At 53.4% G+C, this 25,946-nt stretch carries 24 protein-coding genes, 1 tRNA gene and 2 pseudogenes; 23 read left to right on the forward strand and 4 right to left on the reverse strand.

Annotation, left to right across the window (positions count from 1 at the left end):
* Nucleotides 1–290: pseudogene (locus BLW66_RS13315) on the reverse strand (transposase); the annotation flags it as partial.
* Nucleotides 291–382: 92 nt separating this feature from the next.
* Between BLW66_RS13315 and BLW66_RS13320 the strand changes: the two are divergent.
* The gene (locus tag BLW66_RS13320) at nucleotides 383–1,276 is read left to right on the forward strand and encodes a helix-turn-helix transcriptional regulator (protein WP_244508650.1); all 894 of its coding nucleotides are present in this window, start codon (nucleotides 383–385) and stop codon (nucleotides 1,274–1,276) included.
* 553 nt (nucleotides 1,277–1,829) lie between these two features.
* A complete protein-coding gene (locus tag BLW66_RS13325) occupies nucleotides 1,830–2,294 on the forward strand; it encodes a nuclear transport factor 2 family protein (protein WP_089947662.1) in 465 nt (154 codons plus the stop codon).
* A gap of 1 nt (nucleotide 2,295) precedes the next feature.
* Here the strand turns inward: BLW66_RS13325 and BLW66_RS17950 are convergent, their stop codons facing one another.
* Nucleotides 2,296–2,478, reverse strand: coding sequence for a hypothetical protein (locus BLW66_RS17950; protein ID WP_089947663.1), 183 nt, complete (start codon nucleotides 2,476–2,478; stop codon nucleotides 2,296–2,298).
* Between BLW66_RS17950 and BLW66_RS13335 the strand changes: the two genes are divergently transcribed.
* The 4 genes and pseudogenes from BLW66_RS13335 to BLW66_RS17805 form a co-directional block, all read left to right on the forward strand.
* The gene (locus BLW66_RS13335) at nucleotides 2,477–3,334 is read left to right on the forward strand and encodes a cysteine hydrolase family protein (RefSeq protein WP_089947664.1); all 858 of its coding nucleotides are present in this window, start codon (nucleotides 2,477–2,479) and stop codon (nucleotides 3,332–3,334) included. The two genes, BLW66_RS17950 and BLW66_RS13335, sit on opposite strands and share 2 nt — an antisense overlap.
* A gap of 26 nt (nucleotides 3,335–3,360) precedes the next feature.
* Entirely contained in the window at nucleotides 3,361–3,846 is a 486-nt protein-coding gene (locus BLW66_RS13340; RefSeq protein ID WP_089947665.1) for a YHS domain-containing (seleno)protein, read from the forward strand.
* A gap of 177 nt (nucleotides 3,847–4,023) precedes the next feature.
* Nucleotides 4,024–4,593 (forward strand): carboxymuconolactone decarboxylase family protein, encoded by a 570-nt coding sequence (locus tag BLW66_RS13345; RefSeq protein ID WP_089947666.1) that lies wholly within the window; start codon nucleotides 4,024–4,026, stop codon nucleotides 4,591–4,593.
* A 34-nt stretch (nucleotides 4,594–4,627) separates the two neighbouring features.
* Nucleotides 4,628–4,762, forward strand: a pseudogene (locus BLW66_RS17805) (IS481 family transposase); the annotation flags it as partial.
* A 12-nt stretch (nucleotides 4,763–4,774) separates the two neighbouring features.
* Here BLW66_RS17805 and BLW66_RS13350 read toward each other — a convergent pair.
* Nucleotides 4,775–5,770: an aldose epimerase family protein gene (locus BLW66_RS13350; protein ID WP_089947667.1), complete on the reverse strand. Its 996-nt coding sequence runs from the start codon at nucleotides 5,768–5,770 to the stop codon at nucleotides 4,775–4,777.
* A gap of 299 nt (nucleotides 5,771–6,069) precedes the next feature.
* Here BLW66_RS13350 and BLW66_RS13355 point away from each other — a divergent pair, with 299 nt between their 5' ends.
* The 15 genes from BLW66_RS13355 to BLW66_RS13425 all read left to right on the forward strand — a co-directional run bounded on the left by BLW66_RS13355 (nucleotide 6,070) and on the right by BLW66_RS13425 (nucleotide 22,536).
* Entirely contained in the window at nucleotides 6,070–6,789 is a 720-nt protein-coding gene (locus BLW66_RS13355; protein WP_089947668.1) for a GntR family transcriptional regulator, read from the forward strand.
* Nucleotides 6,786–7,775, forward strand: a complete 990-nt coding sequence (locus tag BLW66_RS13360) for a sialic acid TRAP transporter substrate-binding protein SiaP (RefSeq protein ID WP_089947669.1) — start codon at nucleotides 6,786–6,788, stop codon at nucleotides 7,773–7,775. The genes BLW66_RS13355 and BLW66_RS13360 overlap by 4 nt, the downstream gene beginning before the upstream one ends.
* Before the next feature lies 1 nt (nucleotide 7,776).
* Nucleotides 7,777–8,364, forward strand: a complete 588-nt coding sequence (locus BLW66_RS13365) for a TRAP transporter small permease (protein ID WP_089947670.1) — start codon at nucleotides 7,777–7,779, stop codon at nucleotides 8,362–8,364.
* On the forward strand, nucleotides 8,361–9,650 hold the full coding sequence (locus BLW66_RS13370; protein ID WP_089947671.1) for a TRAP transporter large permease: 1,290 nt from the start codon (nucleotides 8,361–8,363) through the stop codon (nucleotides 9,648–9,650). The genes BLW66_RS13365 and BLW66_RS13370 overlap by 4 nt, the downstream gene beginning before the upstream one ends.
* Nucleotides 9,651–9,664: 14 nt before the next feature.
* Nucleotides 9,665–10,624 carry a sugar phosphate isomerase/epimerase family protein gene (locus tag BLW66_RS13375; RefSeq protein WP_089947672.1) on the forward strand — a complete coding sequence of 320 codons (960 nt, stop codon included), beginning with the start codon at nucleotides 9,665–9,667 and terminating at the stop codon, nucleotides 10,622–10,624.
* Entirely contained in the window at nucleotides 10,621–11,430 is an 810-nt protein-coding gene (locus BLW66_RS13380) for a sugar phosphate isomerase/epimerase family protein (RefSeq protein WP_089947673.1), read from the forward strand. The genes BLW66_RS13375 and BLW66_RS13380 overlap by 4 nt, the downstream gene beginning before the upstream one ends.
* A gap of 564 nt (nucleotides 11,431–11,994) precedes the next feature.
* Nucleotides 11,995–13,266 (forward strand): ABC transporter substrate-binding protein, encoded by a 1,272-nt coding sequence (locus BLW66_RS13385; RefSeq protein ID WP_211664271.1) that lies wholly within the window; start codon nucleotides 11,995–11,997, stop codon nucleotides 13,264–13,266.
* An 81-nt stretch (nucleotides 13,267–13,347) separates the two neighbouring features.
* Complete coding sequence (locus BLW66_RS13390) at nucleotides 13,348–14,205, forward strand: carbohydrate ABC transporter permease (protein ID WP_211664272.1); 858 nt, start codon at nucleotides 13,348–13,350, stop codon at nucleotides 14,203–14,205.
* Nucleotides 14,195–15,004: a carbohydrate ABC transporter permease gene (locus BLW66_RS13395; protein ID WP_089947675.1), complete on the forward strand. Its 810-nt coding sequence runs from the start codon at nucleotides 14,195–14,197 to the stop codon at nucleotides 15,002–15,004. The genes BLW66_RS13390 and BLW66_RS13395 overlap by 11 nt, the downstream gene beginning before the upstream one ends.
* A 20-nt stretch (nucleotides 15,005–15,024) precedes the next feature.
* Nucleotides 15,025–15,774, forward strand: coding sequence for a glycerophosphodiester phosphodiesterase family protein (locus BLW66_RS13400; protein WP_089947676.1), 750 nt, complete (start codon nucleotides 15,025–15,027; stop codon nucleotides 15,772–15,774).
* The gene (locus BLW66_RS18235; RefSeq protein ID WP_089947677.1) at nucleotides 15,771–16,850 is read left to right on the forward strand and encodes an ABC transporter ATP-binding protein; all 1,080 of its coding nucleotides are present in this window, start codon (nucleotides 15,771–15,773) and stop codon (nucleotides 16,848–16,850) included. Before BLW66_RS13400 ends, BLW66_RS18235 begins: the two co-directional genes overlap by 4 nt.
* Nucleotides 16,851–16,875: 25 nt before the next feature.
* Nucleotides 16,876–17,754 (forward strand): MurR/RpiR family transcriptional regulator, encoded by an 879-nt coding sequence (locus tag BLW66_RS13410; RefSeq protein WP_089947678.1) that lies wholly within the window; start codon nucleotides 16,876–16,878, stop codon nucleotides 17,752–17,754.
* 436 nt (nucleotides 17,755–18,190) lie between these two features.
* Nucleotides 18,191–20,032, forward strand: a complete 1,842-nt coding sequence (locus tag BLW66_RS13415; protein WP_089947679.1) for an ATP-dependent nuclease — start codon at nucleotides 18,191–18,193, stop codon at nucleotides 20,030–20,032.
* Nucleotides 20,022–21,347, forward strand: a complete 1,326-nt coding sequence (locus BLW66_RS13420; RefSeq protein ID WP_089947680.1) for an ATP-binding domain-containing protein — start codon at nucleotides 20,022–20,024, stop codon at nucleotides 21,345–21,347. The genes BLW66_RS13415 and BLW66_RS13420 overlap by 11 nt, the downstream gene beginning before the upstream one ends.
* 130 nt (nucleotides 21,348–21,477) lie before the next feature.
* Nucleotides 21,478–22,536, forward strand: coding sequence for a hypothetical protein (locus BLW66_RS13425; RefSeq protein ID WP_089947681.1), 1,059 nt, complete (start codon nucleotides 21,478–21,480; stop codon nucleotides 22,534–22,536).
* Between the two features lie 200 nt (nucleotides 22,537–22,736).
* Here BLW66_RS13425 and BLW66_RS13430 read toward each other — a convergent pair whose 3' ends face one another.
* On the reverse strand, nucleotides 22,737–24,134 hold the full coding sequence (locus tag BLW66_RS13430; protein ID WP_211664273.1) for an FRG domain-containing protein: 1,398 nt from the start codon (nucleotides 24,132–24,134) through the stop codon (nucleotides 22,737–22,739).
* 392 nt (nucleotides 24,135–24,526) lie between these two features.
* Between BLW66_RS13430 and BLW66_RS13435 the strand changes: the two genes are divergently transcribed.
* Nucleotides 24,527–24,601: transfer RNA gene (locus tag BLW66_RS13435), tRNA-Gly, on the forward strand.
* 242 nt (nucleotides 24,602–24,843) lie between these two features.
* On the forward strand, nucleotides 24,844–25,872 hold the full coding sequence (locus tag BLW66_RS13440; protein WP_089947682.1) for a GlxA family transcriptional regulator: 1,029 nt from the start codon (nucleotides 24,844–24,846) through the stop codon (nucleotides 25,870–25,872).
* The last annotated feature ends 74 nt before the right edge of the window (nucleotides 25,873–25,946 follow it).

Raw genomic sequence — 25,946 nt, forward strand, 5'->3', positions numbered from 1 at the left:
GATAAACTCAAACCTCACGGCTTTTGGCTCGCAAAGAACACCGTGGCCTTTTTTAACACTTCCCTTTCCTCCTTGAGAATGCGGTTCTCACGTCGAAGCCGGTCATTCTCGTGGGCGAGGCTCAAATCCTCTTTCGAAACCACATCCGTGTCTCGGTTCGATGTGATCCATTTGTTCAACGTCGACATGCCGACGCCAAGATCATCCGCCACCTGCTTGCGCGTTAGCCCGCTGGTCAGCGCGATCCGCACCGCATCCTGGCGGAATTCGTCCGTCCGTTTCAGTCCCATAGTCAGTCCCCTTTGTTGAAGTAAATGCTATCAAAGGGCCGGCATCAAACCGCGACAGGTCCAGATTGCCCAGCCCCGCGGACGGGCAGCTTTTGGATGTCGACTATTTTGGCCTTATCGACTTTATCCGCGAGAGTAAGGCCGACGAGGTGAAGCTTGTCGCGACATATTCCAATATGATTAAGGTCGATGACCTTGGAATACTCGGACTTGCGATCAAGACGGCACCCACGTTGAGAGATTCACTACACCGAGTAGAGCGTTATTATCGGCTAGTTACCGATACGGCGATTTATCGTCTTGATGACTCCGGCAATCCGGCGCTTTGGATATTCGAAGTCCAGACACCGCACCACACAGCTTTGGAGTTCCGAAACGAATGCGCTCTTGGTGCTTTTGCGAGCAACCTGAAACGGATTGTTGGACCTGAGCTTAAGTTGGAGTTCGTCACGTTTCGTCATACCTGCCGTGGTGATCCGCAGCGATACGCGGAACTCTTTGGCTGCCCTGTTCGGTTCTCGGCTGATCTTGATGCAATTGCACTCGACCCATCTATGCTCAGACTTTCAAATGTACTCGGCGACAAGGGTGTGTCAGATTATTTGACCAGTCATCTGGATGCTAAATTCAGCTCTGTTGAAGAAGACGCATCGCTCAGCAACGCACTCGTGTATCGTCTCACTCCGACTTTAAGCGCCGGAGTGCCACATGCAGCAGATTTAGCAAAGGAGCTGGGTATGAGCGAACGCACGCTTTACCGCCGCCTTGCCGCCGAGGGGTTGACCTTTCGCGACGTGCTGGCGCGCGCCCAATCCGCGCTTGCCAAGGAGCTGCTTCGCGACAGCACCGCGTCTATCGCCGAGATTGCCTTTTTGACGGGGTTTTCGGAACAAAGCACCTTCAGCAGGGCATTCAAGCGATGGGTTGGGGAAGCCCCCGCACGGTTTCGGCAGGTTTCACAGTTAGACATCAGATCACAGCCTTGATTGGCAGGTAATGCCAAAACGCTGGCAGGGCTGGCCAATACATTAAGCAGCACAACTCCTACTTCTAGTTCACCAAGCCAACGAGGAATGCCTTCGGTTCCCATCAGTCACATGCCTGACGATGCCGAAGTAGACCTCCGAACGGAGAAGTAGGAATGAGTTATTCAGATAAGACTGTCTGTCCCGGCAGGTGTTCGTTACCACAAGTGGCCTATCCCCCCAGCTACAGTGAACACATCTCATTTGGATCCATTCCTGCTTCTTCGTGGGAGGCATCAAATGCCAAAGGTGGGTCTGAGCAACAGCTCGTCCGCCGTTCGGGTCTATTCGTTGTTTTAACCTGCGCGGCCTTGGTGTTTGCCTCGACGATTGCGGAACTCCGTTCATCTCAATCCGCCGTAGGCCCGTCTGCGCACCTGTTCCAAGATATCGCATCGCCGTCCGGCGCCTGTGGCTTCGTTCTGCAATCACAACCAAACTTTCAGCCCGATATTCAATAGCAGCGTTGCCCGCCGCCTAAGTCGCTATCACCTAGTACAGAAAGTACCTGAATATGTCTCGCCCTCCGTGTCCTCCGTTCACCTTAGAAACGGCTAAGCAGAAAGTCCGCTTGGCCGAAGATGGTTGGAATTCCAAAAACCCCGAGAAAGTAGCGCAAGCCTATACTGTCAACAGCCTTTGGAGGAACCGCTCAAGCTTTATCAAGGGCCGTGCCGCCATCGTCGATCTTCTGACTCAGAAGTGGTTGGCAGAAATGGAGTACCGCCTCATCAAAGAGCTATGGGCCTTCACGGAAAACCGGATCGCCGTACGCTTTGCCTATGAATGGTACAATGGTGAAGGCCAGTGGTTTCGGTCCTATGGGAACGAAAACTGGGAATTTGACGAGAATGGCCTGATGCGGTGGCGCATCGCGTCAATCAATGACCTGCAGATAGAAGAGTCGGAGCGGCTGTTTCATTGGAGCGAATCGACCCGGCCACCTGACCATAAAGGTCTGACTGAATTGGGTCTCTAGCTCAGCGAAAGCCCCAGTAAATACCGGCAGACCCCTTCGCCACGCCGGAACTCAGGAAAGCGAAACCAGACAGGTTCAACACGGTCCAATCAGCCGTGAACGGAGAAGCTGTGTTTTGAGTTTCGCGGTCCTGCCAACGCAGTGCGTTCAGCTCTGCACAACTTTGAACCAAGGAGACTATCATGAACCCCGACCACGATGATAACTGCGGATGTGGCCACACAGAAGAAAGCGTTGACCTTGCCCGTCGCCGCGTTCTGGCAGGTGTCGCGGCAGCTAGCGCAGCCGGTGCTGCGTCTGTCGTTGGCACTGCGTCGCAAGCTGCAACCGACGAAGCAAAAACCGAGTACGCTGACCCGGAAACCCCTGGGCTGCCCCAGATCGACATGACCATTGATCCCAGGCGCACTGCCCTTGTCGTCACCGATCCGCAGATCGACTTCCTATCAGAAAACGGTGTCACTTGGGGCGTTGTTGGCGAGAGCGTTACCGAACAGGGAACGGTCGATAACATCGAAAACTTGTTCATTGCTGCTAAGGCCGCTGGAATGCCTGTCTTCATCTCTCCCCACTACTACTACCCGCATGATCACAAGTGGAATTTCGAAGGCACTCTTGAAGCCACAATGCACAGTATTGGGATGTTTGATCGCCTTGGGCCACTCAATATTGACAACTTCGATGGGTCTGGCGCTGACTGGATGCCGCAGTACAAGAAGTACATCGAAGATGGCGAAACCATCGTATGTTCACCCCATAAGGTCTACAGCCCTGCGCAGAACGACTTGAACCTGCAGCTGCGCAAGCGCGGCATCGACAAGGTGATCCTTGCAGGTATGTCCGCGAACCTCTGCACGCAAGCACACCTCTATGATCTGCTTGAGCTGGGGTACGAAGTTGCTGTCGTCCGCGATGCGACCGCTGGTGCCAAAGTGCCGGAAGGCGACGGGTATCTCGCAGCCCTTATCAACTTCCGCATGGTTGCGAACGGCGTCTGGTGGACAGACGACGCAGTCAAACGGATTGGCGACGCCGCCTGATCCCCCCTACTTCGAAAGGAAGAATCATGAAACTCAATAGCACTATTTCTGGCATTGCCACGGCGTTGTCTGTGGTCTTGGCGTCAACCGCGTTTGCTGCTGACGAATACAACGTAAACAATGGCTTTACGCTTACGGGCAATCCGCTTGGCATGCACGGTGTCGATCCGGTCTCGATGTTCCAAGACATGAAGCCAGCTCAAGGGAATGCGACCTTTACGTCCGAGCACGATGGTGTGGACTATTACTTCGCGTCTGCTGATGCTCAGGCAAAGTTCGACGCAGGACCATCTGACCACTTGCCCCAGTTCGGTGGCTTTTGCGCGTTTGGTGTTTTCGTCGGTAAGAAACTGGACGGTGATGTCCGGTACGCCGACATTGTCGATGGGAAGCTCTATCTCTTCGTCAACTCCGCGATCTTCGACAAGTACCTCGAAGACAAAGAGGCCGTCCTAACAGGCGCCAAGGACAAATGGTCCGATATCGTTAACACGCCAGTAGGCGAGCTCTGATCCAACAAATGAATAGATGCGGCGGCTCACGTGGTCGCCGCGATCGATTTTTTCGGCGGACACGGAGCAGTTTGGGACCTTTCCTTGGGTCCTTTCCCTCGCCGTCACTCAATCCCCCAAGCTGCTGATCAATCGACGTTCAGGAGCGTAATCAGAAGCCCACAATTGGATACGAACATGACTGACTTTACCACACACACCCTTGAACCCGCCCCAGAGGCCGCCAAGCCCATTCTTCGGGAAGCACTAAAGGGGTACGGCTTTGTGCCCAACCTTTACGCCACCATGGCCGAAGCCCCGACCATCCTTGAAGGCTACACGACCCTCTCGAACATCTTCGGCAAGGCTGACTTGTCGGAAACAGAGCGTCAGATCATATTGATGACAAACAATCGGCTCAACGGCTGCAAATACTGCATGGCGGCCCATACCACGCTGTCTCAAATAGGCGGTGTTTCAATTGATGTGATCGCAGCGCTGCGCAACGACACGCCAATCGCTGATCCCAAACTTGAAGCGCTACGTCAGTTCGCAATTGCCATCAACGAAAGCCGCGGTTGGCCCACAGACGGGCAGATTAACGCTTTCCTACTCGCAGGCTATTCACGGCAAACGGTAATGGAAGTTATTTTGGGGACCGCGCTAAAGGTTTTATCGAATTACACGAACCATGTAGCGGAAACGAACCTTGACGATGCGTTCGCTCAAAATGCATGGGAAAGCGCCACTGTACAGATAGCCGATTAAATATTTGGTGGGTCAAAACCTTTGTATGTTTTCGACTCACCAATCTGATCAGCAAAAGTTCTATCAACTTCTTAGCTACAAAGGCGACGTCGATCTGGAGGCTAAACTTGACGAAGGGGAGCGGTTCTTCAACTTCGCCAGACCCCACGGCGCGCATAACGGTCAGACTGACCTGAGTGGGTCAGCGTGTCATCTGGAAGCGATATTCTGTTACTTGCCGGTAAGTTTCGTCTGCTGCCAGCGACGGCGATGGAAAGTTTGGCATATTTGCGCTGTTGGGCCAGTTCTGGGCTTCCAGACATAGCCCGCCGAACGCGGCGATCTCACGCCCATTTTGCCCTTTGCTTTCTGTCTTGAGCTTATGGCCAGAATAGACATGAAGCCCGGCCTGAGTTGTCCATACTTCAAGCTGAGGCCCGCGATCCGCAGATAGCCTTGCCGCGTAAGTGAGTACCCGACTTGGCTCGTCACAAAGGCAGTAGCTATTGTTGTAGAGGGTTCCGCCTTCAATTTTGTCACCGATACGTACAGCTTGGCGAAAGTCAAAATCGCTATGTGCAACGTGGTTGATTTGCCCCGTTGGCAGAACAGTTTCATCGCACGGTAGGTAGCGCTCCGCATCGACCTGAAGGCAATGGTTGTCAATTCGTGCGCGCCCGTCGAGATTGAAATAGGGGTGGTGGCAAAGATTAAGTATCGTGTTGCGGGTCGTGGTAGCTTCTAACGTCAGGCGAAGTGTGTGCGGCGGGACCAACTCATAGGTTGCAATAACGTCCACGCGACCTGGATAGCCTGCCTCACCATCGGGGCTACGCAATTTTAGGGTCGCGCTGGCACCTTGTGCTTTACTGACTTTCCAAAATTTGCTCGCAAATCCATTGCTGCCCCCATGGGAATGGTGCGGTGGTGCGTTGCAATCCAGCAAGACCGGCTGCCCATCTACGATCGTGCGGCCATGGGCGATGCGGTTTGCAAACCGCCCAATCACCGCACCAAGATAAAGATGGCGTTCTTCGAGATAAGAGGCCTCATCTTTCAACCCTATCACGAGAGGGTGCGCCCAGCCTTCAAGCCGAAGATCCACAAGGCTCGCACCAAACGGCAAAATGCGGGCCGTCATTCCAGAGCCAGAAATCGTAATGGCCTTAAAGTTGGCTGTGGTGATTAGCTCTGTCATTGAAAGCTGCCTTTCCAGCTCACGTGCGACAGATTTTCTCTCAATATGCTCATTAAGAATCCTCTCATTCAACGAGCTGGCACACGCCCGCTCTTACTGTTGATCTCACCAATCGTTCCCCCGATTCATGCGCGTTCGCCCGGTTTTTGCGCGATGAAAGTAGAGATCTGTCCATCGAGTCGCGCAGAAAGAGGTTGAAAATTTAACCAATAATCAATGACATAGATCATTTTTTGTTGCCTGGCAGGTAGGCGGCAATTCTTAGGTGCGTTGACATACTAACTGATATATCAGATGGTATGTTAAAGCAAGTGACACAGGAGATTCTGCTCGTGACAAATCGAAGCCTTGCAGACGCAGCTTATGACTATTTGCGCAAACGCATTCTCGAAGGCACCATTCCAGGTGGAACTCTTTGGTCGGATCGGGAGCTTGCTGCCGAGATGAAGTTTACGCGGACCCCGTTGCGCGAAGCGGTTCAACGCCTTGCTGCCGAGGGGCTTGTAGAGGTCTTGCCGCGCCGTGGCACCCGCGTGCTTCCCTTGCGGGCCGACGATGTGCGCGAAATCCATCAAATCGCCAAGGCGCTCGAGCTTGAGGCAGCGTTGCAGCTGGCGCAGCTGGAGGAGCGAGAGCTTACACCGATTTCAGATGCTTTGAGCGATATGGATGCGGCGCTTGCGTGCGAAGATCGTGATGCCTGGGTCGAAGCCGATGCGCGTTTCCATTTCGGTATCGTTGATCACTGTGGCAATGCGCGCCTCGCGGGAATGTATCACAGTCAGCGCGTTCTTACGGATCGTGCCCGCTACTTTTCATTGCATCTCAGGCCTTTACCCACGCGGTCAGCAGAAGAACACCGCGAAATGTACGACGCAATCAGGACACGCGACACAGCGCGTCTGAACCAGTTGTACAACGAACACTGGACCAGAACGACCAACGAACTTCTCGATCTTGTCCGGCGGTATGGAAACACCATGCCAATCGAAGCTTCACCAAGGGAGGAAACCAAATGAAGCATTTCACCTCAACGCTGGCTTTGCTAGCTGCAACCACACTCGGCGGACAGGCGCTGGCACAAGATGTGACGATTAAGGTCGGCACTGTGGTGTCAGGCGACCACCCCGAAAACGTTGGCGCACACGAATTTGAGCGACTTGTTGAAGAGCGTTCAAACGGAGAAATCGACGTCAGGGTCTTTAGCGACGCTCAACTCGGCAATCAACGTGAAATGGTAGAGCAGCTGCGCTCTGGTACGCTTGAGGTAACTTGGGTCACCACAGGTTTCTTCGGCTCCTGGGAACCCGTGCTGGGCACACTCGAAATCGGGTATATATTTGATGACCGCGAGCATGCGTTTCGCGCGTTCGAAGGCCCACTGGGCGAACGCGTTGCTGAGCTGGTTGAGCCGCAGGGCGTTGAATTGCTTGGGTTCTATGAGGCTGGTATGCGCCATTTGACGAACTCCCAACGCGCCATCGAAGGTCCAGAGGATATTGCTGGCCTGAAAATCCGTACGCCACGCGCCACTTATCACCTACGCACGTTGGAGTTGATGGGAGCCAATGCAACTCCGATGGCTTTCAACGAGCTTTACACTGCAATGGAGCAAGGCGTCGTGGATGGGCAAGAGAACCCGCTTTCAAACATCTACAACGCGGCATTCTATGAGGTGAACGATCACCTTGCGCTCACAGGGCATTTGCACCTGACACATATGGTTATGTATTCCGCGGATCTCTGGGAAGGCCTTTCACCAGAGCACCAAGAAATCGTGCGCCAAGCAGTTTTGGACAGCGCGCAAGTTCAGCGTGCCAAAGTAGCCGAGGATGATGCCAACCTGTTGGCAGAACTTGAAAGCAAAGGTATGCAGGTAACACGCCCCGATCGTGAGGTACTTGCAGCGGCAGTTGCGCCGTTACGCAACGATGCCGTTGCCGAGTTTGGTGAGGGTGCACAAGAAATCCTTGATATGATCGACGCAGCGCGAGCCGCGAACTGACATGTCGCAAAGTCAATCAAATACAACCCTCGGTGCGCTTGCGCGTGCCGAGGACTTTATCCTAGCGGCGCTTGGCAGGCTCTTAATCGTGTTTTTGGCCGGTATGATCGGGGTCGTCGCCCTCCAAGTTTTGACGCGCTACTTGTTTGATTGGCCGCTTACGTGGTCGGAGGAAGTCGCACGGCTGTTCTTCATTTCACTGATATTCGTAAGTGCCGCTGTTTTGGCGCGCCGCCGCGAACACCTGACGGTCACAATAGTGACGGATTTATTACCACCGCGCGGCCGCCACATCGCGGATGCGCTGGCCAGCTTGGTCGGACTGATCTGTTCCACTTTTCTGCTGCGCGGAGCATGGGATACGTTCCTGCGGGAGTGGGACCAGCGCACGCCCGCCCTGCAGTTTCCGATGGGCACCATCTACGGTCTGCTTCTGATTTCGTGCGTTCTGCTCGTGTTCTGGCTGTTTCTAAATTTGGTAATCAGTCTTCGCGACGCGGCAATCAACGCTCCCCATACGGGTGGAGGGCCTGGAGCCAATCCTGAAATTTCCCCCGAGATCAACCCGAACGGAAGGCCGGACACATGATATCACTCGCCATCCTTTTCGGTGTGTTCTTCCTACTTTTGCTCGTTGGCACGCCAATCATCTTTGCTCTTATGGGCGCTTCGCTGGTCGTTTTGCAATCAAATGACTTGCTGTCTTCGCAGTTGGTTTTACAGCGTATTTACGCGGGGCTGGACAGCTTTCCAATGTTGGCAATTCCGTTTTTTATGGCTGCCGGATCATTGATGGAACGCGGCGGAATTTCTCGTAGACTGGTTAACTTTTCGTCTTATCTGGTGGGGTGGATTCGCGGTGGGTTAGCTCATGTCGCCGTCATTGCTTCGACCATTTTTGCGGGTATTTCCGGGTCTGCCGTGGCGGATACTACCGCCATCGGATCAACCATGATCCCTATGATGGTGCGGCGCGGTTTTGATCCTGCTTTTGCAGCTTCTGTGGTTGCGGCGTCCGGCGTCAATGGGCCCGTCATTCCGCCGTCCATCCCGCTTGTGCTTTACGGTGTCATTTCTGGTGTGTCTATCGGCGCGCTTTTCATGGGCGGCATTGTGCCTGGGCTGATGATGACAATAGGCCTGATGGTCGTCATTTACATGAAAGCGAGCCGCGGCGACTGGGAAGTCGAAACAGAGCCGTTCTCGATGTCTGGCTTGATCACAAGCTTCATCTCAGCCATCGGGGCGCTTGTAATGCCTCTCATCATCGTTGGTGGGATTTTGGGCGGGATTTTCACAGCAACAGAGGCCGCTGTCGTGGCCACGATTTATGCTTTGATAGCGGGGCTATTCATCTACCGCGAACTTCAGTTTTCGCAGCTGCCGGCGCTTTTCCACTCTGCTGCGCTTAATACGGGTGTTGTTATGATGATTGTCGGCGTCGCCAATCTGGTGGGCTACGTTCTGACAGTTGAACAGATCCCGCTTGCCCTATCAAACTGGTTCTCCGATCACGTCACCAATGCGCTCGTCTTGTTGCTGGTGATCAATGTCCTGCTTCTTGTCGCTGGGTGTTTTTTGGACGGTGGGTCCGCGATCATCGTGTTCACACCTGTCTTGTTGCCTGTCACGCAGGCCTTCGGGATTGATCCCGTTTTCTTTGGCGTGATGATGACAGTTAATCTGATGATTGGCACAGTGACGCCGCCCGTGGGCCTATCCTTGTATATAGCGTGTGGCTTCGCCAACATTTCGATCCTGCAAATATGCAAGGCAATCCTGCCGTTTATCGCGGTTCACCTTGCTGTTCTCATACTCATTACCTTCTTCCCGCAACTTGTGCTGGCGATCCCGCAAGCACTCTACAATTACTAAAAAAGGAACCAATAATGGCCACTAAGAACTCAATCCTCATGGGGACGCTCGGCAAATACTCCGACAGATTTCACACCTACCAACCCGCCCGCACATTCGAAGAACGTTTGGCTATTTCCAAAAAAACTGTTGGCGCGGATGGTGTCGAACCAGTCTATCCGCAGGATCTCGGGCATGAGGGTGAGAAGGTGCAAATCGTTAAGGACTCCGGTCTTGATGTCTCTGCCGTCAACGTAAACCTGAAAGGCGAAGACGTATTTCGCGCGGGATCATTTACCAACCCGGACGCTGGCGTGCGCCGTCGGGCCGTAGATTATATGAAGCGGGCGATGGATATGTCAGCCGATTTCGGGGCGAACATGATCTCCGTTTGCCCACTGATTGATGGTAGCGATCATGCCTTTCACGTAGATCATATGGCACAATGGCGTTGGTCGATTGAAGCCTTTGAAGAGGTTGCTGCCCATAATCCTGATGTAAAAGTCTCAATCGAATACAAAGCCTACGAAGTCCGCAACCGGATCATCATGCCATCCATGGGGCGCACTTTGCATTTCTGTGACCGAGTCGGCGCAGACAACGTGGGCGTTACGATGGACCTCGGCCACGCCCTGATCGAACACGAAAGCCCCGCATCCGAGCTAGCAGTCGCCTTTGATGCTGGCCGTTTGTTCTATGTACACTTCAATGACAACAACCGCCAAGCGGACTGGGATATGCCCGTGGCCTCCGTCAACCTTTGGGAAACGCTGGAGACAATCCATTACATGGATACTCTCGGCTATAATGGTTGGATTGCGTATGATGTATTTACCCGCGCAGGCAACGGGCCCGAGGCCGTTGGATACACGTTCGAAACCATGGACAATCTGCGCGCGCTGCTTGCCAAAATTGGGCCGAAAAAGATCAAGCAAATGATCGAAAGCGGTGATAGCGCTCTGACCACACGAGATTTGATCAAGGCGTTGCTATGATCGCTGGACTTGGTAGCTACGCGTTTCGCTGGTCTGTCGGTCACAAAGATCGCCGCCCCGAAGCGCCGATGACCGCGATGGACGTTTTAGATGTCGCGGCGGAACACGATCTTGGCGTAGTTCAATACGCCGACAACCTCCCCCTGCATAAGCTGGGGGAGGGCGAGCTTGACGCACTTGCGACTGCTGCCCGTGCAAAGGGCATCGCGCTTGAACTTGGGACGCAGTCCTTTGACGCCGAAGAGGTGCGCCGCTATATCGAAATCGGGCAACGGATCGGGGCCGGTATTTTGCGTGTAGCCCTCGATGCGCCTGACGCCAAACGACCTGTTCCAGAACTTGCGGCTGAATTTGTGGCCCTGTTGCCCGCCTTGAAAGCCGCCAATATTCGCTTGGCGATTGAGAACCACTTTAACTTTCCGTCGCGACGCGTTGTGGAGCTGTTGAAGCAGATTGATGACGAACAGGTTGGTGTGTGTCTTGATGTGGCTAATTCGATCTGTGCCGGTGAATGGCCGATGGAGACGGTGGAAATCCTTGCGCCGTATACCATCAATCTGCATCTGAAGGATTATGTTATCCAGCCAGACCCCTACGGTGTCGGGTTCAGCATCCACGGGGCACCACTGGGCACCGGGCGCACAGATATTGCGGCTGTTCTAGATGCTGTCGGGCGACGTGACATGAGCGTAATCTATGAACATTGGCTGCATTGGCCCGGGGCATTTGATGCCGCGCGGAAGGCCGAACATAACTGGACGAACCAAAGCGTTAAAGTTCTTAAAGCTTCGGTTCAATCGCCCTGAAAGCGCATAGCGTTTTTGCTTTTCACTGGCGCCGAGTGCTTCTTGTGCGATTGCTGCGCTTAGCTCCTTTAAGTTGCGGGACAAAGGGCGAAAAAGAGATCCGAAGATAGTTTATAAGCGGGACCAGTAACTCCCATTCACGATGTCCCCGCGCTCCGCAATGGCAGAGCGCGGGGAGCCTTTTCGGGCTTTTGGACCTGTAGCGGATCGTTACCGTTCCCTTGATGGCATTTGCTGCAATAAGTGAGTTGGACTATGGGACTGAAACGGAGGAACGATTGCCCGTGATATTGCCAATACCAAGCAGTCTGTAACTGAAGGCAGGGGCTAAAACGATGGGCTTGCTCACCAGAACGTTGTTGCTGATGTGTACCTAGACGACATCGTATATGCGAGAACTGCCTGCAATTTTAGTTGCATAGTTCATTTTGCGTGCTGTGAAATGTTCCCGCGTGTTCAAAAAAAAGAAGTTGATGAATTACCTGATTGTCATCGTCTTGTATAATATAATTTACAAAATGGTCCTAGCTAGTGCCCGAACGAAACTGCAACTGGAGTTGCAAGATGGGTGATAAAATGATTGCAAAAGTCGGAAAAATGTCTGGCGTAGGACTGCTGGCGCTGTTGGGGTCAACTATGTTGGTGTCAGCTGATGTTACTGTAGAATTTTGGCATAGTTTTGGGGGGGGCTCTGGCGAGGCGCTGGCCCAAATTATCGAGAACTTTGAAGCCGAAAACGATGGCATCACGATCGATGCGCAAGAGATCGGCAACTACAACGACATTGTGACCAAGCTTCAGGCGGCGATCCCTGCGCAGCGTGCACCGGATGCTGTGATTATGGAGGTTACGCGTTACGGTCTGTTCGCGGATCGCGGGGTATTGAAGGATTTGACTCCCTATGTGGATGCCGATCCTTTGAAAGATGATTTGTTTGGTTTTGCGCGTGAGGTCGGCGTTTACGAAGACAAGAACTACATTGTTCCGTTCAACTCTTCGACGCCGGTCCTATATTTCAACAAGGCGATCTTCGAACGTGCCGGGTTGAGTGAAGATACCCCGTTGAACACATACGATGATCTTTTGGCTGCGGCGCAGCAGATCACAGACACACTTGGCGATGAGGGCATCACGGGCATTGCTGCGCCGGGCCAGTTCGCGCGTTGGGGCCTGATTATGGGCAATGACAGTGATCTGATCGACAGCGTTTCTGGCGAGATCTTGCTAGATGCACCAAATACGATCGAAGCCTATGAATTCATGGCCTCGCTTGTGCATGAACACGAAGTCGCATCGCCGGATGGTGTGACGCAGGAAAACAACGGTCGTGATGCGTTTTTGGCTGGCCGTGTTGGTATGATGATCAATTCCACCGGTAATTATGGGCGTGCTGCGTCTTCTTTGGGCGACGATGCCGTTGTTGTGCCAATGCCCTGCAACAAGGTCTGCGCTGTGCCAATCGGTGGCGCGGGGATCGGGATTCTGTCGACCTCTGACAGCGAAGTTCAAGATGCCGCGTATCAGTTCATCAGTTTTGCAGCATCGGCTGAATCCAACGCTTTGTGGTTCTCCGAAACAGGGTACATGCCAATCAATCAGCAAACGGCACAGCAACCGCTTGCGATCGAAGCTCTGGCGGAAAAGCCGGGTATTGATGTCGCGATCAATCAGCTTGATTTCGCTCGCGGGCGTCCGCGTCCTCCGGTGGTGACATGGATGCGCGCGTCTGAATATGACCTGTGGCAGGCCATGGCACTGGGCCAGCGTGACCCGTCTGAAGTCTTGACAGAATTCGCCGAGAGCACCCGTGCTGAAGCAGAACGCCTCGAGCGATAACCGTCATTATCCTATGGTGTGAGGCCCCATCTTGTTGGGGCCTCACACCATTATTTGGAAAGTAGATGCATGCTCCGCCGTATGACACCATACCTTTTCGTCCTACCGCTTCTCGCGTTTATCGCGGTTTTTACCTACGTCCCGATTGTCCAAAGCATGAATCTTAGCGTTCGTGAATGGGATTTTCTGTCGCCGACCAAGCCCTTTGTCGGGTTGGACAACTATCGGCTGCTGTTAGACAGTCGCGAGTTTTGGAATGCGCTGCGTGTGACGGCTGTTTTTGCAATTATATCTGTGCCGTTGCGCTTGCTTCTGGCGTTGTTCATCGCAACCCAACTGCTGCGCGAGACGTGGGTTTCACGCATCATGCGCGGGGCGTTGTTTTTACCGGCGGTGACATCGACGGTTGCAATTGGTGTGGTGTTCTCTTGGGTGTTCTCGACGGACTACGGCATGATGAACGCTCTGTTAAAGAGCATCGGATTACCTAAAATCGCGTGGTTGCAAGAACCACATGTCGCGTTGTGGGTGTTGATATTTGTCAACACGTGGAAGCAGCTTGGCTATGACATCATAATCTACATCGCGGGGCTACAAGCGATCGGGCCCGAACTATACGACGCCGCCGCCGTGGATGGCGGGCGTAAGGGTCATGTGTTCCGCCGGATCACGGTGCCGTTGGTGATGCCGACGACGTATTTCTTACTGATGATCTCTGTGATCGAGGCGTTTCAGGTTTTTACCATTGTCGACGTTATGACCAAAGGTGGCCCTGCGGGTGCGACTGATATGTTGGTTAACATGCTTTACCGGGTCGGTTTCAACCTGTTCGACATCGGTGTTGGTTCAGCTTTGGCAGTTTTGCTTTTCATCCTCCTCATTACTTTGGCGGTCATCAAATCCCGCGTTATTGGTCGAAAGGTGCACTATGAAGCCTAGTAACCCCCTCATCTCAGGGCTGGCGCTTGCCGCTGGGCTGCTGTTTCTGTCACCGGTGCTCTATTCCATCTGGATGTCGTTCCAAACGGCGGACGCCTATTATACCGGCACCATAGATTTTACGCTTAGCAACTTTGAACTGGCCATCGGACAGTACAATTTTGCGCGCTATCTGCTGAACTCGATAATTGTTTCAGGCCTCGTCACACTCATTGGTTTGGCCGTGGCCACCTGCGCGGCGTTCGCCTTTGCGCGTTACACTTTTCGGGGCAGCAACCTGCTGTTTGGCGCGGTTGTGGCGACTTTGATGATTCCCAGCCATATCACGCTCATCCCCAATTACCTGACTTTGGCAAAAGCGGGGTTGCTGGACACTTACGCAGGGCTGGTCTTGCCTGCGATTTCCAACGGATTCGCGGCCTTCTTCCTGCGTCAGTATATTCGTGGGATCCCGCGCGCGCTGGACGAAGCGGCCTATATGGATGGGGCGTCCCCGCTTAAGGTTTTGTGGCGCGTGATTATCCCGCTGTCTAAACCTGCGATCCTGTCGATGGGTCTCTATATCTTCATATCAGAATGGAACAATTACATCTGGCCCCTTGTCGCGATCGGACGAGAGGACCTCTACACCCTGCAAATCGGTTTGGCGCGCCTCTACCGGGTGAATCCGGGCGAAGACATCATTAATTGGCCGCTCGTTATGGCAGCTTCCACCATTACTATTTTGCCGGTTATTGTCGGTTTTGTTTTGGTCGAGCGTCACTTGATCCGCGGCATGATGATGGGTGCCGTGAAATGACACAGACTAGGACAAAACATATGACACGCATTGCATCCCACCGTGGCGGCACATTGAATTATGGTGACAGCACACCAACCGGTTTTCGCGCAACCGCAGCCCTTCCGTTGGAAGAAGTGGAATTCGACGTTCATCCGAGCCGCGATGGTGCTATCATGGTGCATCACGATGCAACGCTGGATCGCACCACAGATCGAAGCGGTGCATTGATCGATTCAACAGAGGCCGAAATACGCGCTGCCCGTATTAATTATGGTGTAGACGAGCACCCCATGTCATTGGCTGAACTTTGCGCCATTTATCAAGACAGCACTGTCAATTTAAGATGCGAATTCAAACCGGATCAAAATGGCATACCTTATAGTGATTTCGTACCAAAAGTGATCGAAGAGCTGTCGCGTTGTGGCCTGTTAGAACGTACGGGATTTTCGTCCTTCTTGGTGGCCAACCTTGATGAAATCGCTCGTCACTCTTCACGCCCCTTTCTGTGGCTCGTCAGCCCGCCAGTGCAAAAGCAACTTGGCATCGCAACGGTGATTGAACTGGCCCAAAACCACTGCATCCCCGAAATCGGCCTCAACATCGACCACACAGATTCCGACGCCATGGCGCAGATCACCGGAGCCGGCTTGGACTTCGGATGTTGGGCGGCCCATAGCGGTGCCCAAATTCGCAAGGCCTTGACGTTGGGGGTCAAGGTCTTCACCACAGACCGCCCCCATTTGGCCATCGAGGTCCGCAACACATTCAATCATGAGGCGACGAAATGAGCGCGATCACCTTCACCGACATCCGCAAATCCTATCCCGGTGGGGCACAGGTTTTGCACGGCATCTCGATGGATATCCAACATGGCGAATTTATTGTAATTGTCGGGCCCTCAGGCTGCGGAAAGTCGACATTGCTCCGGCTTTTGGCGGGGCTTGATCCTTGCGAGCACGGGGAACTTTATATCGATGGCAAGCGCGCCAATGATATGGCGCCGCAAGACCGTGATATCGGGATGATCTTCCAGAACTATGCGCTCTATCCACATATGACGGTGTTGGAAAACATCGCCTTTGGATTGGAATTGCGCAAAGTGCGAAAGGCAGAGCGCCTTTCGCGGGCACGTGCTGTAGCGGATACTCTACAGCTCACTCCCTACCTAAGCCGCAAGCCCGGGGCGTTGTCTGGCGGGCAGCGGCAGCGCGTCGCGATGGGCCGTGCAATGGCACGCGATTGTTCTACTTTCTTGATGGATGAACCGTTGTCAAACCTCGACAATGCGCTGCGCGTTGCCATGCGTACAGAGATCAAAGACCTGCACCGCCAACTTGGCGCAACGATCATCTATGTCACTCACGATCAAACCGAGGCGCTTTCGCTTGCAGATCGAGTGGCCGTCATGAAAGACGGGCATTTGCAGCAGTTCGACACACCGGACATGATTTATGATCAACCGGTTAACCGTTTTGTAGCGGGTTTTCTGGGTTCGCCAGCGATGAACATCGTACCCGCAGATTGTATCAAAGCTTGGGAAGGGCCGCGCGACGTTGATGTCGGCTTTCGCCCCGAGGCACTGAGCGTCCATCGTTCCGCAGTCGAGGGGCCGACCATTCAGGCTCAGGTTGTGCTGTCTGAAATGACGGGCGCGACGTTTATCGTTCATTGCGAAAGTCAGGCTGGCCGGTTGTCGGCGGTTGTTGCGCGGGGTGGGGATCTGCCGCAAGATGGCGAAACAGTATGGCTATCCCTGGATCCATCCCAACTGCTTTGTTTTGACGCGAAGACGGGCGACCGATCCGATCATTGTACTCGACCCACCAAAAGGGCACCGAAGTCATTTGCCGCAATGACGGCCTAACGCACAGCAGGATTAATAACGACATATGAATAACCCCAATCTTGCTTCTGATATCTCACAGATCATCACGCAAAACTTCGGAAAATTAACCGATGCCGATACGCGAATTTTGAAAGTCTTAACCAGTGACCCGATCCGTGGCGCATTCGAGAATAGCACAGAAGTGTCATCGCGAGCGGGGGTGCATCCTGCATCTGCAGTGCGTCTTGCGCGTCGTTTGGGGTTCTCGGGTTATCCTGAATTCCGGTCGTTTTTGCAAAACAGTTTGATGGAGGGGCAGGGGGAGTATGCGGACCCGACAGCACGGATCGCCGCACGGATTGCGCGCGCCGGAGAGGGTGGATTGTTGTCATCGCTTATAGACAGCGAAGTGACTGCGCTGGAACATTTACGCGAAAGTGTCCGCGATGCACAAATACGGGAGTTTGCTGAGGTGCTATTGGGCGCACGGCGGATTTTTACCGCGGGCACAAGTCATGGCACCGCACTGGCGAAACTTATGGCAATGCGGTTACGCCGATCGGGGTATGATGCGGTCGATTTGGGCGGTGTCGGACAACATCAGATTGAGTGGGCTTATACCATGACGGATCGTGATGTTTTATTCCTGAGCTGTTTTCGGGGGACGACGCAGCAACTTAGGCATCTTACAGACATCGCAGCTGAGCGCGGTGCCACATGCCTTTTGTTATGCGACGTAGATGAAGATTATTTGAAGGGGGAGAAGAACAAACAAATTTGCGTTTCCCGTGGGGGGGCAGGAGAATCGCAATCTTTGGTCGTGCCGATGACCATCGCGAACACCATTATCCTCGACCTAGCGAGCATTGACGCCGGTAAAACGATGCGTTCGCTAAATGCCTTCAAACGGGTCAGAGAAAGTTATCGAAGCGCATCTAGTTAAGCGATTTTCCCAACAGGGTTTCCCTATCCTGTACGAACGCCTGCTATCCAATTGGCGTTGTTAAAATCATGATCTTTGCACCAATCTGAGCCAGCTATGAAAACAAGGCCCTAGCGGCGGTGCATAAATCGGGTGCAGAACTGGCTGATCCTGAACCGCTAGACCTCGTGCTTGGCGGCGATGTCTAGAACTCGGTTTGTGTGATCGTTAGGGTAGGCAGGTATTTCCACCATTGCAGTGCAGCATTCGACATGAAGGGCGGAAAGTGTGCATTCGCTGCACGTGCAAAGATCGAGCTGTAGCGCAGCAAAAGCAGCCGTTCACAGCTTCAATCGTTCCAACCAACACAAATGGCATTTTCAACTGGCACTAACCCCTGTATCCTCGCCCTAAGCGTGTATTTATCTCATCATTTTGGCCGAAACAGGAATTCTAGTTGTATATTCAGCGTCTCAAGATTTCAGGCCTGCGTGGGGTGCAGAACGCAGACATTACTTTTGGAAAACATTCCGTTCTTGTGGGGCCGAACAACAACGGCAAGACAACGATTATTGAGGCTCTTGCCTTACTGCTCGGAAGAGACCGATTGGTTCGGCGCTTGACTGAACATGACTTTCATAAAAGCAGACCCATCGAGACATCTCGAATCCTAATCATTGCCACCGTCACAGGATTCCCAGAGAATGACCCGCAGCATAGCCCATCTTGGTTTGCGATTGGTCGCGGAGGCGTTGAGAAGTGGCTCAACCCAAATACAGGCAGCCTTGCCGCATCAGCAGACGATCAGCACACTGAGCTAAGTGTTCAGATCGCTTTTTCGGCCCGATTTGATCTCCAGGAACTCGAGGCCGAGACCGTCAGGTTCTTTGTGGATGACGAAGCAACTCTTGGTGATCCATTCCACGAAGACACTGTTGTTACGCCGATTTCCTCGAAGACGCTTCAAGAACTTGGCTTCTTCATGGTCCCCGCGTCCCGAACATGGGACAAATGGATTTCGTTCACTTCTGAGCTTTTTCGGCGTCTCGTTGCAACATTGGGTGGCCTCCCTGCGACTGCTGTACGCGATGCAAGAGAACGCCTTTGGGAACCGGAAGCAGGTCAGAAACTAGAAGAACAAGACGGCCTTACAACGATTGTTGAGCAGGCCAATGATGAACTTAGAAAGCTCATGCCATCATCACCAAGGCTTCAGCTTCGTATAACAGGGACGGACAGCAATTCAGTCCTCGAAAGCGTCGTACCACATTTTGCCCACGGGGACGGTCCAACCCTCCCTTCCGCCCGGCAAGGAACTGGTTTGACTTCCTTGCAAAGTCTTCTGCTACTGATGCAATTCGGCAAGGCCAGAGCAGATGCGAACAAGTCATTTGTCCTCGCGGTAGAGGAGCCAGAGCTGCATATTCAACCTTCTCAACAAAAACGGCTCGTCAACAGGCTAAACGCGCTCTGCGATCAGACGATTGTCACCACCCACTCACCGCTGGTTGCAGCGATGTTCCCTGTCGAAGCAACCTATTTTGTTTCTAACGACGATGGTCAGATTTCTGTCTCTCCATTGTCAAAGACAGCACCCGCTGGTCCGACCAATCACAAGCAACACCTCTTTTTTGCTTGGCGACAAAAGCTAATTGCCGCGCTGATGCATCAGCGTGTTCTGATACCAGAGGGTATCAGCGATGTAGCTTGGCTAGAGGCGCTCCAAACCGCTTTGGAACTTAGGCAAAGTTGGGACTCGCCTGAGGTCGAACAGTCGAAGTTCTCGACGTTTGTTGGGGTCGTGCCGACAGACGACGCAAAGATCGCTGAGACGCATGAAGTGGTCAGACGTGTCCATCATAATTGCGCAATCCTTGTTGATGGAGATCAAGCCGGAAGGGGTTACCTAACGGAATTGAATGAGGCGGATCCATCGCCTAGCGCGGCAATCATATGGCCAACAGATTGGAAAATTGAACACGTGGTCACTTGGATCGCGGAAGCAAGCCTTGCACAAGTTTTGCCCCAGTTAGCTGAGGCCAATAACACCGCCATCGGCGATGCGGAGGAGCTTTCTGCTTTCTTGGAAGGTAAGAAGTCCTACGCCCCCACACAAGAAATCACCTCGGCAATTCTGATGGGTGAAGCCGCATGCCGCAAGCGGGCGGCCCAGCTGCTCAATGCACTTTGTGATACTCTGCTTGAGCCATCAGTCCAGAGTTCTCCACTTTTCGTCCGAGAGACCGAAGACGGTGCTGCTATGCCGACCTTCCGGTTCGTGCCTCCCGATGACGTTTGACTTTTTTGAAGGGCCTGCTGGGTCAGGAAAGACCTACAGCATGGTGGCTCACGCTCGTCAATTGATCGCAAACGATGCGTTGGGTGAAGGTCAACGTATGCTTGCACTTACCTTCATGAATGGTGCGCGACGAAGGCTGACAGAAAGTTTAAACGCCGAAGCTTCATTCAGGCGGAAGTTCGACTGTCTCACTTTTGACTCTTTCGCCCAAACACTGGTCAGGCGACGAGACGCTAAACTAACCGACGAAGTGCGGCAGCAGGCCGAAGAGTTGGGTCAATTTCACGGTCCTTGTTTCTTGGCTGGTGAACTATTGAACGATCAAGAAGTACGTCGTTGGGTGGCCAGAACTTACCCCGTGGTGTTGGTCGATGAGGCTCAAGACCTCGATGTGCATCGGCAAGGCATAATTCTTGGTTTGAAGGAGTGTTGCACGACTGTTGTTGCCGCAGACAGTTTCCAGTGCTTGAGTGATGGCCAAGAAACGGCGGACTTCATCGATCGGTTACTAAACGCGGGAACCACCCACACCCTGGCCCAAAGTCACCGAACGAACAAGGAAGGTTTGCTGGCAGCAGCTTTGGCCGTGAGGAACGGTGAAGACATTCGTGCCGTATTGAATGAGGAAGCTATTGGGAAGACTAATAGGGTTCATTGGGTCGGCGAAGGCATGGAACTCGTGGAAGTTCCAGCCACGGCAAAAAATTCAGGATTGCTCGCATGGAATCTGGCATTTCAATTGAGACTGGGCGCTGAAGAAGTTGCACTTCTCACTCCAGATTCAACGAGCACGATTATACAGAACGCAATTAGTACTGTCGCAAACACGCAGGGGCCATGGCCGCACAAAGCGTTTTCAGTTAGTTGGGAAGGCGGAGATAACAACGTTGCAGGCGAACTGACTGAAGCAATAGGATTTCCAGCCTCAGCTTCATACGACGAGGTTTGTGCATTGTTGGAAGAGCACTCGGCGCAGCCAATGGTCAAAACAGTGGACCGGCGCATCCGCAGACTTCACAGGGTGACAGGCCAAAGCGAATTCGAAAAGGCTCAATTAGTTTCCTTTATCTCCGATGCGGTCAGAACAAACACACGCCTTGGCTTCAAGAAAAGTGCAAAGATCAAGGCCATGTCCATCCATGGAGCAAAAAACAGAGAGTTCGACAGGGTTATCGTTCTGTGGCCGCAATCAGCAACTGGAAGCGACGAACATAAGCGGCGATTGCTATACAACGCCATGACCCGCGCGAAGAGTCATTGCACAATTATCGTTCTTGGAAACGGGCGACTAGATTCAGCTCCTTTCGCGACTTGAATAGTCAACTCTGCCAACGCTCCAAGCACCCTGCGCCGAATTGGGTGAGAAAAGCGGAGGACGAGCAGCAAGGCTAATTTCCTCCTGATCAACTAGGCGACACCTACCGACATTCAAAGCAGGACTATCAATGAAAACACGCGGCGAAGCCATCACGGAAGATGCAGAGCATACACTTCACAAACTTACGGTTCTCACCCATCAATCCTTTTCTCGAGCAGATCTATCGGCACTGATCGAGCCTTTCACATCACGCCTTGAATACTACCTAAAATCCGTCGTTTTTCCGACAATCAGTCGCAGAACGAATCTCAATGATCTGATTGACAATCTTTCATCATTGGGTTTAGCGGCTCCTCAAGTGACGTCCCTGCACACACTGCGGCAGCTATACAACAAGTCAAAGCACGACCCTGATGTTGATCTAAAGTCTCAAGAGTGTATCCGTTCGTTTAAAGCTGCTGTCGTTGCTCTTCGCGCGATCACAACACTTGGCATAGCTTCGATTGATGCACCTCAAGAGCCAAGTTTTAACACGGTCGTTTATGTTGGCTTGTGGGACCACTACGTCGGCGGAGAAACGGAAGTCGGTTTGTTTTTGCCTAGCAACCATTGGATGGGAACGACGCCCATCAGCACCTTTCATTTACACTGGTCGAGTTGGGATCACCTAAAACCTGCTCTAGCTGATCATCCGCGTTATTCGAGGGGTGAGGAAGCATTAGGCTCGACCCTTTGGAAGTCATTTTCCGATGAGGGGGACTTTCTTGACGCAGGTGTTTGGGAGGGGGATGTGCGAGAACTATTGGAAGTACTTTCTGCGCACAATGACGAGAGCCTAGAAGAAGCGGTAATTCCATTTTTGGCTCGCCGGAATAACCTGATCTCAGTCGGCATCGCGCTTGTTTCTGCTACCGTTGACACAGTCCGCGCTATCCCTTCTGCAAATGAAGTGGATCTTCGAGAGTGCATCTCTGAACGCGCTAAGACGGAATACGCGGCAGAGGTACAAACCCCTCATGGCCAAAAGATACTAGACAGCGTGATACATTGCGTCGAAAGCGTTCCGCACAATGAACGCGTCGCTATATCGGGGCCTTCATTTCGCATTTACTCAGAAGAGGAAGACGGGGAATTGGATGTCCCAGTCAAGCTTTTGGGAACAACTCTGACCTGGCTAGTTTCATAGCAATCGCAAGCTCCAACACACTATCGACGCAACACGTTCACGACCCACCGGTTCTTGCGCTTTAGCCTCACCTGTTGAGGTCAGGCAAAGTATGAATGGCTGCAATGCGAGAGCTGCACTACGGCAGCGGGCGACGCGATGAACGGCAGCTAATGGCCGACCCCTTCAAGCAGGTCGTGGATGCAGCCAAAACCGTTCTGTCAGCGCTCTGGAGCGTCTTCGGGCGCACTGCTCGAGGCCACTCTTGAGGGCTGCGACTGGTATTGATCCCGCAGATGAACTGCAGTCTGATCGATGCTAGGGTACACGGTGGTTGTATTGATATTAATCCGGTCGAGCTGAGCGAGTATGCGCTCTTTTTCACGAATCGTGACCCGGCTGATTTCGATTCCGTCCTGGCCCGCATCGGGCAGCGTCGCCTCTTGCCCGAACAACAGGAAGGCGCCGGATTGCGATTTGATGCGCGTGTTGGTTTGTTTCGCCTTCACGCAGACGATGGACCCAAGATCGTCTGGGATGATCCGGCCCTCAAAAAAGCCCTTCTCTGACTTGATGTGGTGAAGCAGCTTTCCGACAACGTCGGTCTCATTAAACGTGTCCAAGTCGAGGCTGAGATCAACCTCGTTCTTCTGCGCGTAGGTAAGGTTAGAAAGGTTCGACAGGCAACTAACGGTATCGGAATCGTAGTATTTCAAGCCACTTGATGCGACATGAAAGACAATGACCTCACCATCTGTCTTGGGCTTGCTGGAGCAGGCGAAAAACAATGCCACTAGCGGATTGCCGGAGATATCAAGCAGACGCGTCGGCAGACCGTAGTGCTGCATTCGCACAAGGCGATCGAAGCAATACTGGTCACCCTGGAACTCATCATGATGCGCGATCAATAGTTCTTTGCACAGGCGATCCTCGCTTGGCATGAATTGCCAGTCGCCGTTATCCCATTTGCGCAGAAGCGAAGGTGTAAGTTCATAAGTGACATCTCCGTGGCCACGGAAGAAGGTCTCGGTCGACGGTTTTACAGGCGAGTCGTAAAGCAATTGAAGGAACGACTCCACGCTATCGGCTACGCCAAGAACCTTCTTGTCACGAGGCGGGGGCAGAATTGCTGCCCCGATGACAGCGGTCGCCTCGTGACTCGCGATTAGATCGGCAAGATCAGGTTTACAATTGGCCAATCTGGACAACACTTCTTGCGCGTCGCCTTCCCGGACTGCCCAGTGTGTGCGGTAAAGTTGGAACTTATCTGCGCCGAAAACCGATCCGGCTGTCTCCATGTCATCGAAGGTAACTTCGCCAAAGTCGATCTGCGTCTCGAAGGTCATGGAGACCTCCTTGCGCCCACTTGTGATGTTCGAGATCCAACCATACTTGATAAGCATAGAGACGGCGTTTCCGGCTGGCTGTATCTCGCTACAGAGAAATGTCGGCAGTGTTTCGAGAAAAGCGGTGGCATCGACATCTAGGTTTTCAAGGCGCTTCTCCATGTCAGAGGGCGTGTATTCGAACATGCGACCTCGGAGCATTGTGACAACATCGACGTTCCCATCGACTTTTTCCCAATTGCCGAATGAGATGTAGTTGAAGCTGTCCGCCATTCGTCCAATTCCTTGCGCCTGCCGAGTCGGTCAACGCGTCGCCTAATCGAACGGTATTCGCATCGACATCACACCTGCGGCTCACATTGCCGCTATATTGAGCTGAAAGATAGGTCGCTCAACCGAAAAGATACGCCAAATCTTCGCCCAAACCATCGACGGGATGCACTTGCTGTGAAATTCATGAAAGTCGGCAATACGCAAGCCGCACCGTAGCGTTCACCGTCCTGGCGAATGTCCGGAAAGGGCCGTAAAGGGCGATTTAACGACGAGCTGATAACAGAGCTGGAGGAGGAGCGACTACTTTGTGTCCTCACTCTCCGTTCCTAGTAAACGTTGTGCTCATACCTGCTTGACCATTTTTTCCGTGTGGAATAGTTGTTTTTCGAAGCGCGGGCGTTGTGTAATGGTTAAGACCTCAGTTTTCCAAACTGAAGATGCGGGTTCGATTCCCGCCGCCCGCTCCAAAATATCTTTTCCGACACATTACCTGCAAAATCACGCTGTCGATCTTGTCAACTATTTGAAATAAAACGATTTATAGAGATTTGAGCGTAAGCTTTCCAAACTGAAGATGCGGGTTCGATTCCCGCCGCCCGCTCCACACCTTTCCCATCCGTATGATCGCGCCTCCTTTGGACTGTGGCGGTTGATGAGACCTTTGAAATGTCTTAGAAACGCTCAGCCATGAATAAGGATTGATCACCCTATGGGAGGACACCCACCGCCCGCAACATCGCCCTTGGAGGGCGCGACAGGCGCACCGCGTCGCAGGTTTGAGTTGTTTGTGAGCAAGGGGTTCTCCGAGCTGGAACTGGCGGCGATCACCCACACCCTGACAGAGGCCAACGACGTGCGTGTGGAGGAGCAGTTTTCGTGGCGGTTCGTCTCGGATGTGCCGGGGTTGGTGAAGGGGGCTGCGGGCATGTTGGTGCGCGCGGAACCTGCGATTGTCGACTACGGCTTTTCCGATGTGATGGTGGTTGTGGGCGGACGCCAAGATGCCAAGCCGGGCTGGTTGCCACGGGCGCGGGCGATGCAACGCCAAGCGCGTATGGTGGTGCTGCTGTCGGACGCGGCGACCGCCTACATCAAGTCAACCAACGCGCCTGCGGGACGCATCACCACGCATTGGCGCGACATCGCCGCGCTGAACGAAAGCGGGTATTACCCGAACCTGACGACGCGGTTTTCCGAGAACAACGACGGCATCGTGACGGCCGCAGGGGCAGGGGCCACGGCGGAGTTGATCATCGGGTTGATCGCGCCGCAACTGCAATCCGCGCAAGTGGCAGAGCTGGGCAACCGGTTGTTGTTGCACACAATTCGCAAGAGTGACGCGGAGCAACCCAAGGACATCGCCGACAATGAGGGCCTGTTCGATGTCCATGTGACCCAAGCCATTCGCCTGATGGAGGAGACCTTGTCCGACCCCATGCCAATGGCGGAGCTTACGGCGCAGGTTGGCCTGTCCACGCGCCATCTGGAGCGGGTGTTTCGCAAAGTGTTCAACGACAGCCCCGCGCGGTTCTACAAAAAGCTGCGTGCCAAACGGGCGCGCACGATGATCGAGGAAACGTTAATGCCGATGGTGGATATCGCCGTGGCCACGGGGTTCGGCTCGGTCAATACGCTGGCCAAGGCGGTGCGCGATGAATACGGCGTCACCCCGTCCAAGATGCGGGCGCGACGCAAGATATCGCTGCTGGCCTTCGACGAGGATAGCGCACCGCACTAGGGCTGCGACTTTCCTGCGTCCTCTGGACGCTTGCGACGCCCCGCCCCCTCCGGTAAGCCAAGCCGACCATCACA

Source organism: Litoreibacter albidus (genome assembly GCF_900107015.1).
In the GTDB taxonomy this organism is placed as follows: domain Bacteria; phylum Pseudomonadota; class Alphaproteobacteria; order Rhodobacterales; family Rhodobacteraceae; genus Litoreibacter; species Litoreibacter albidus.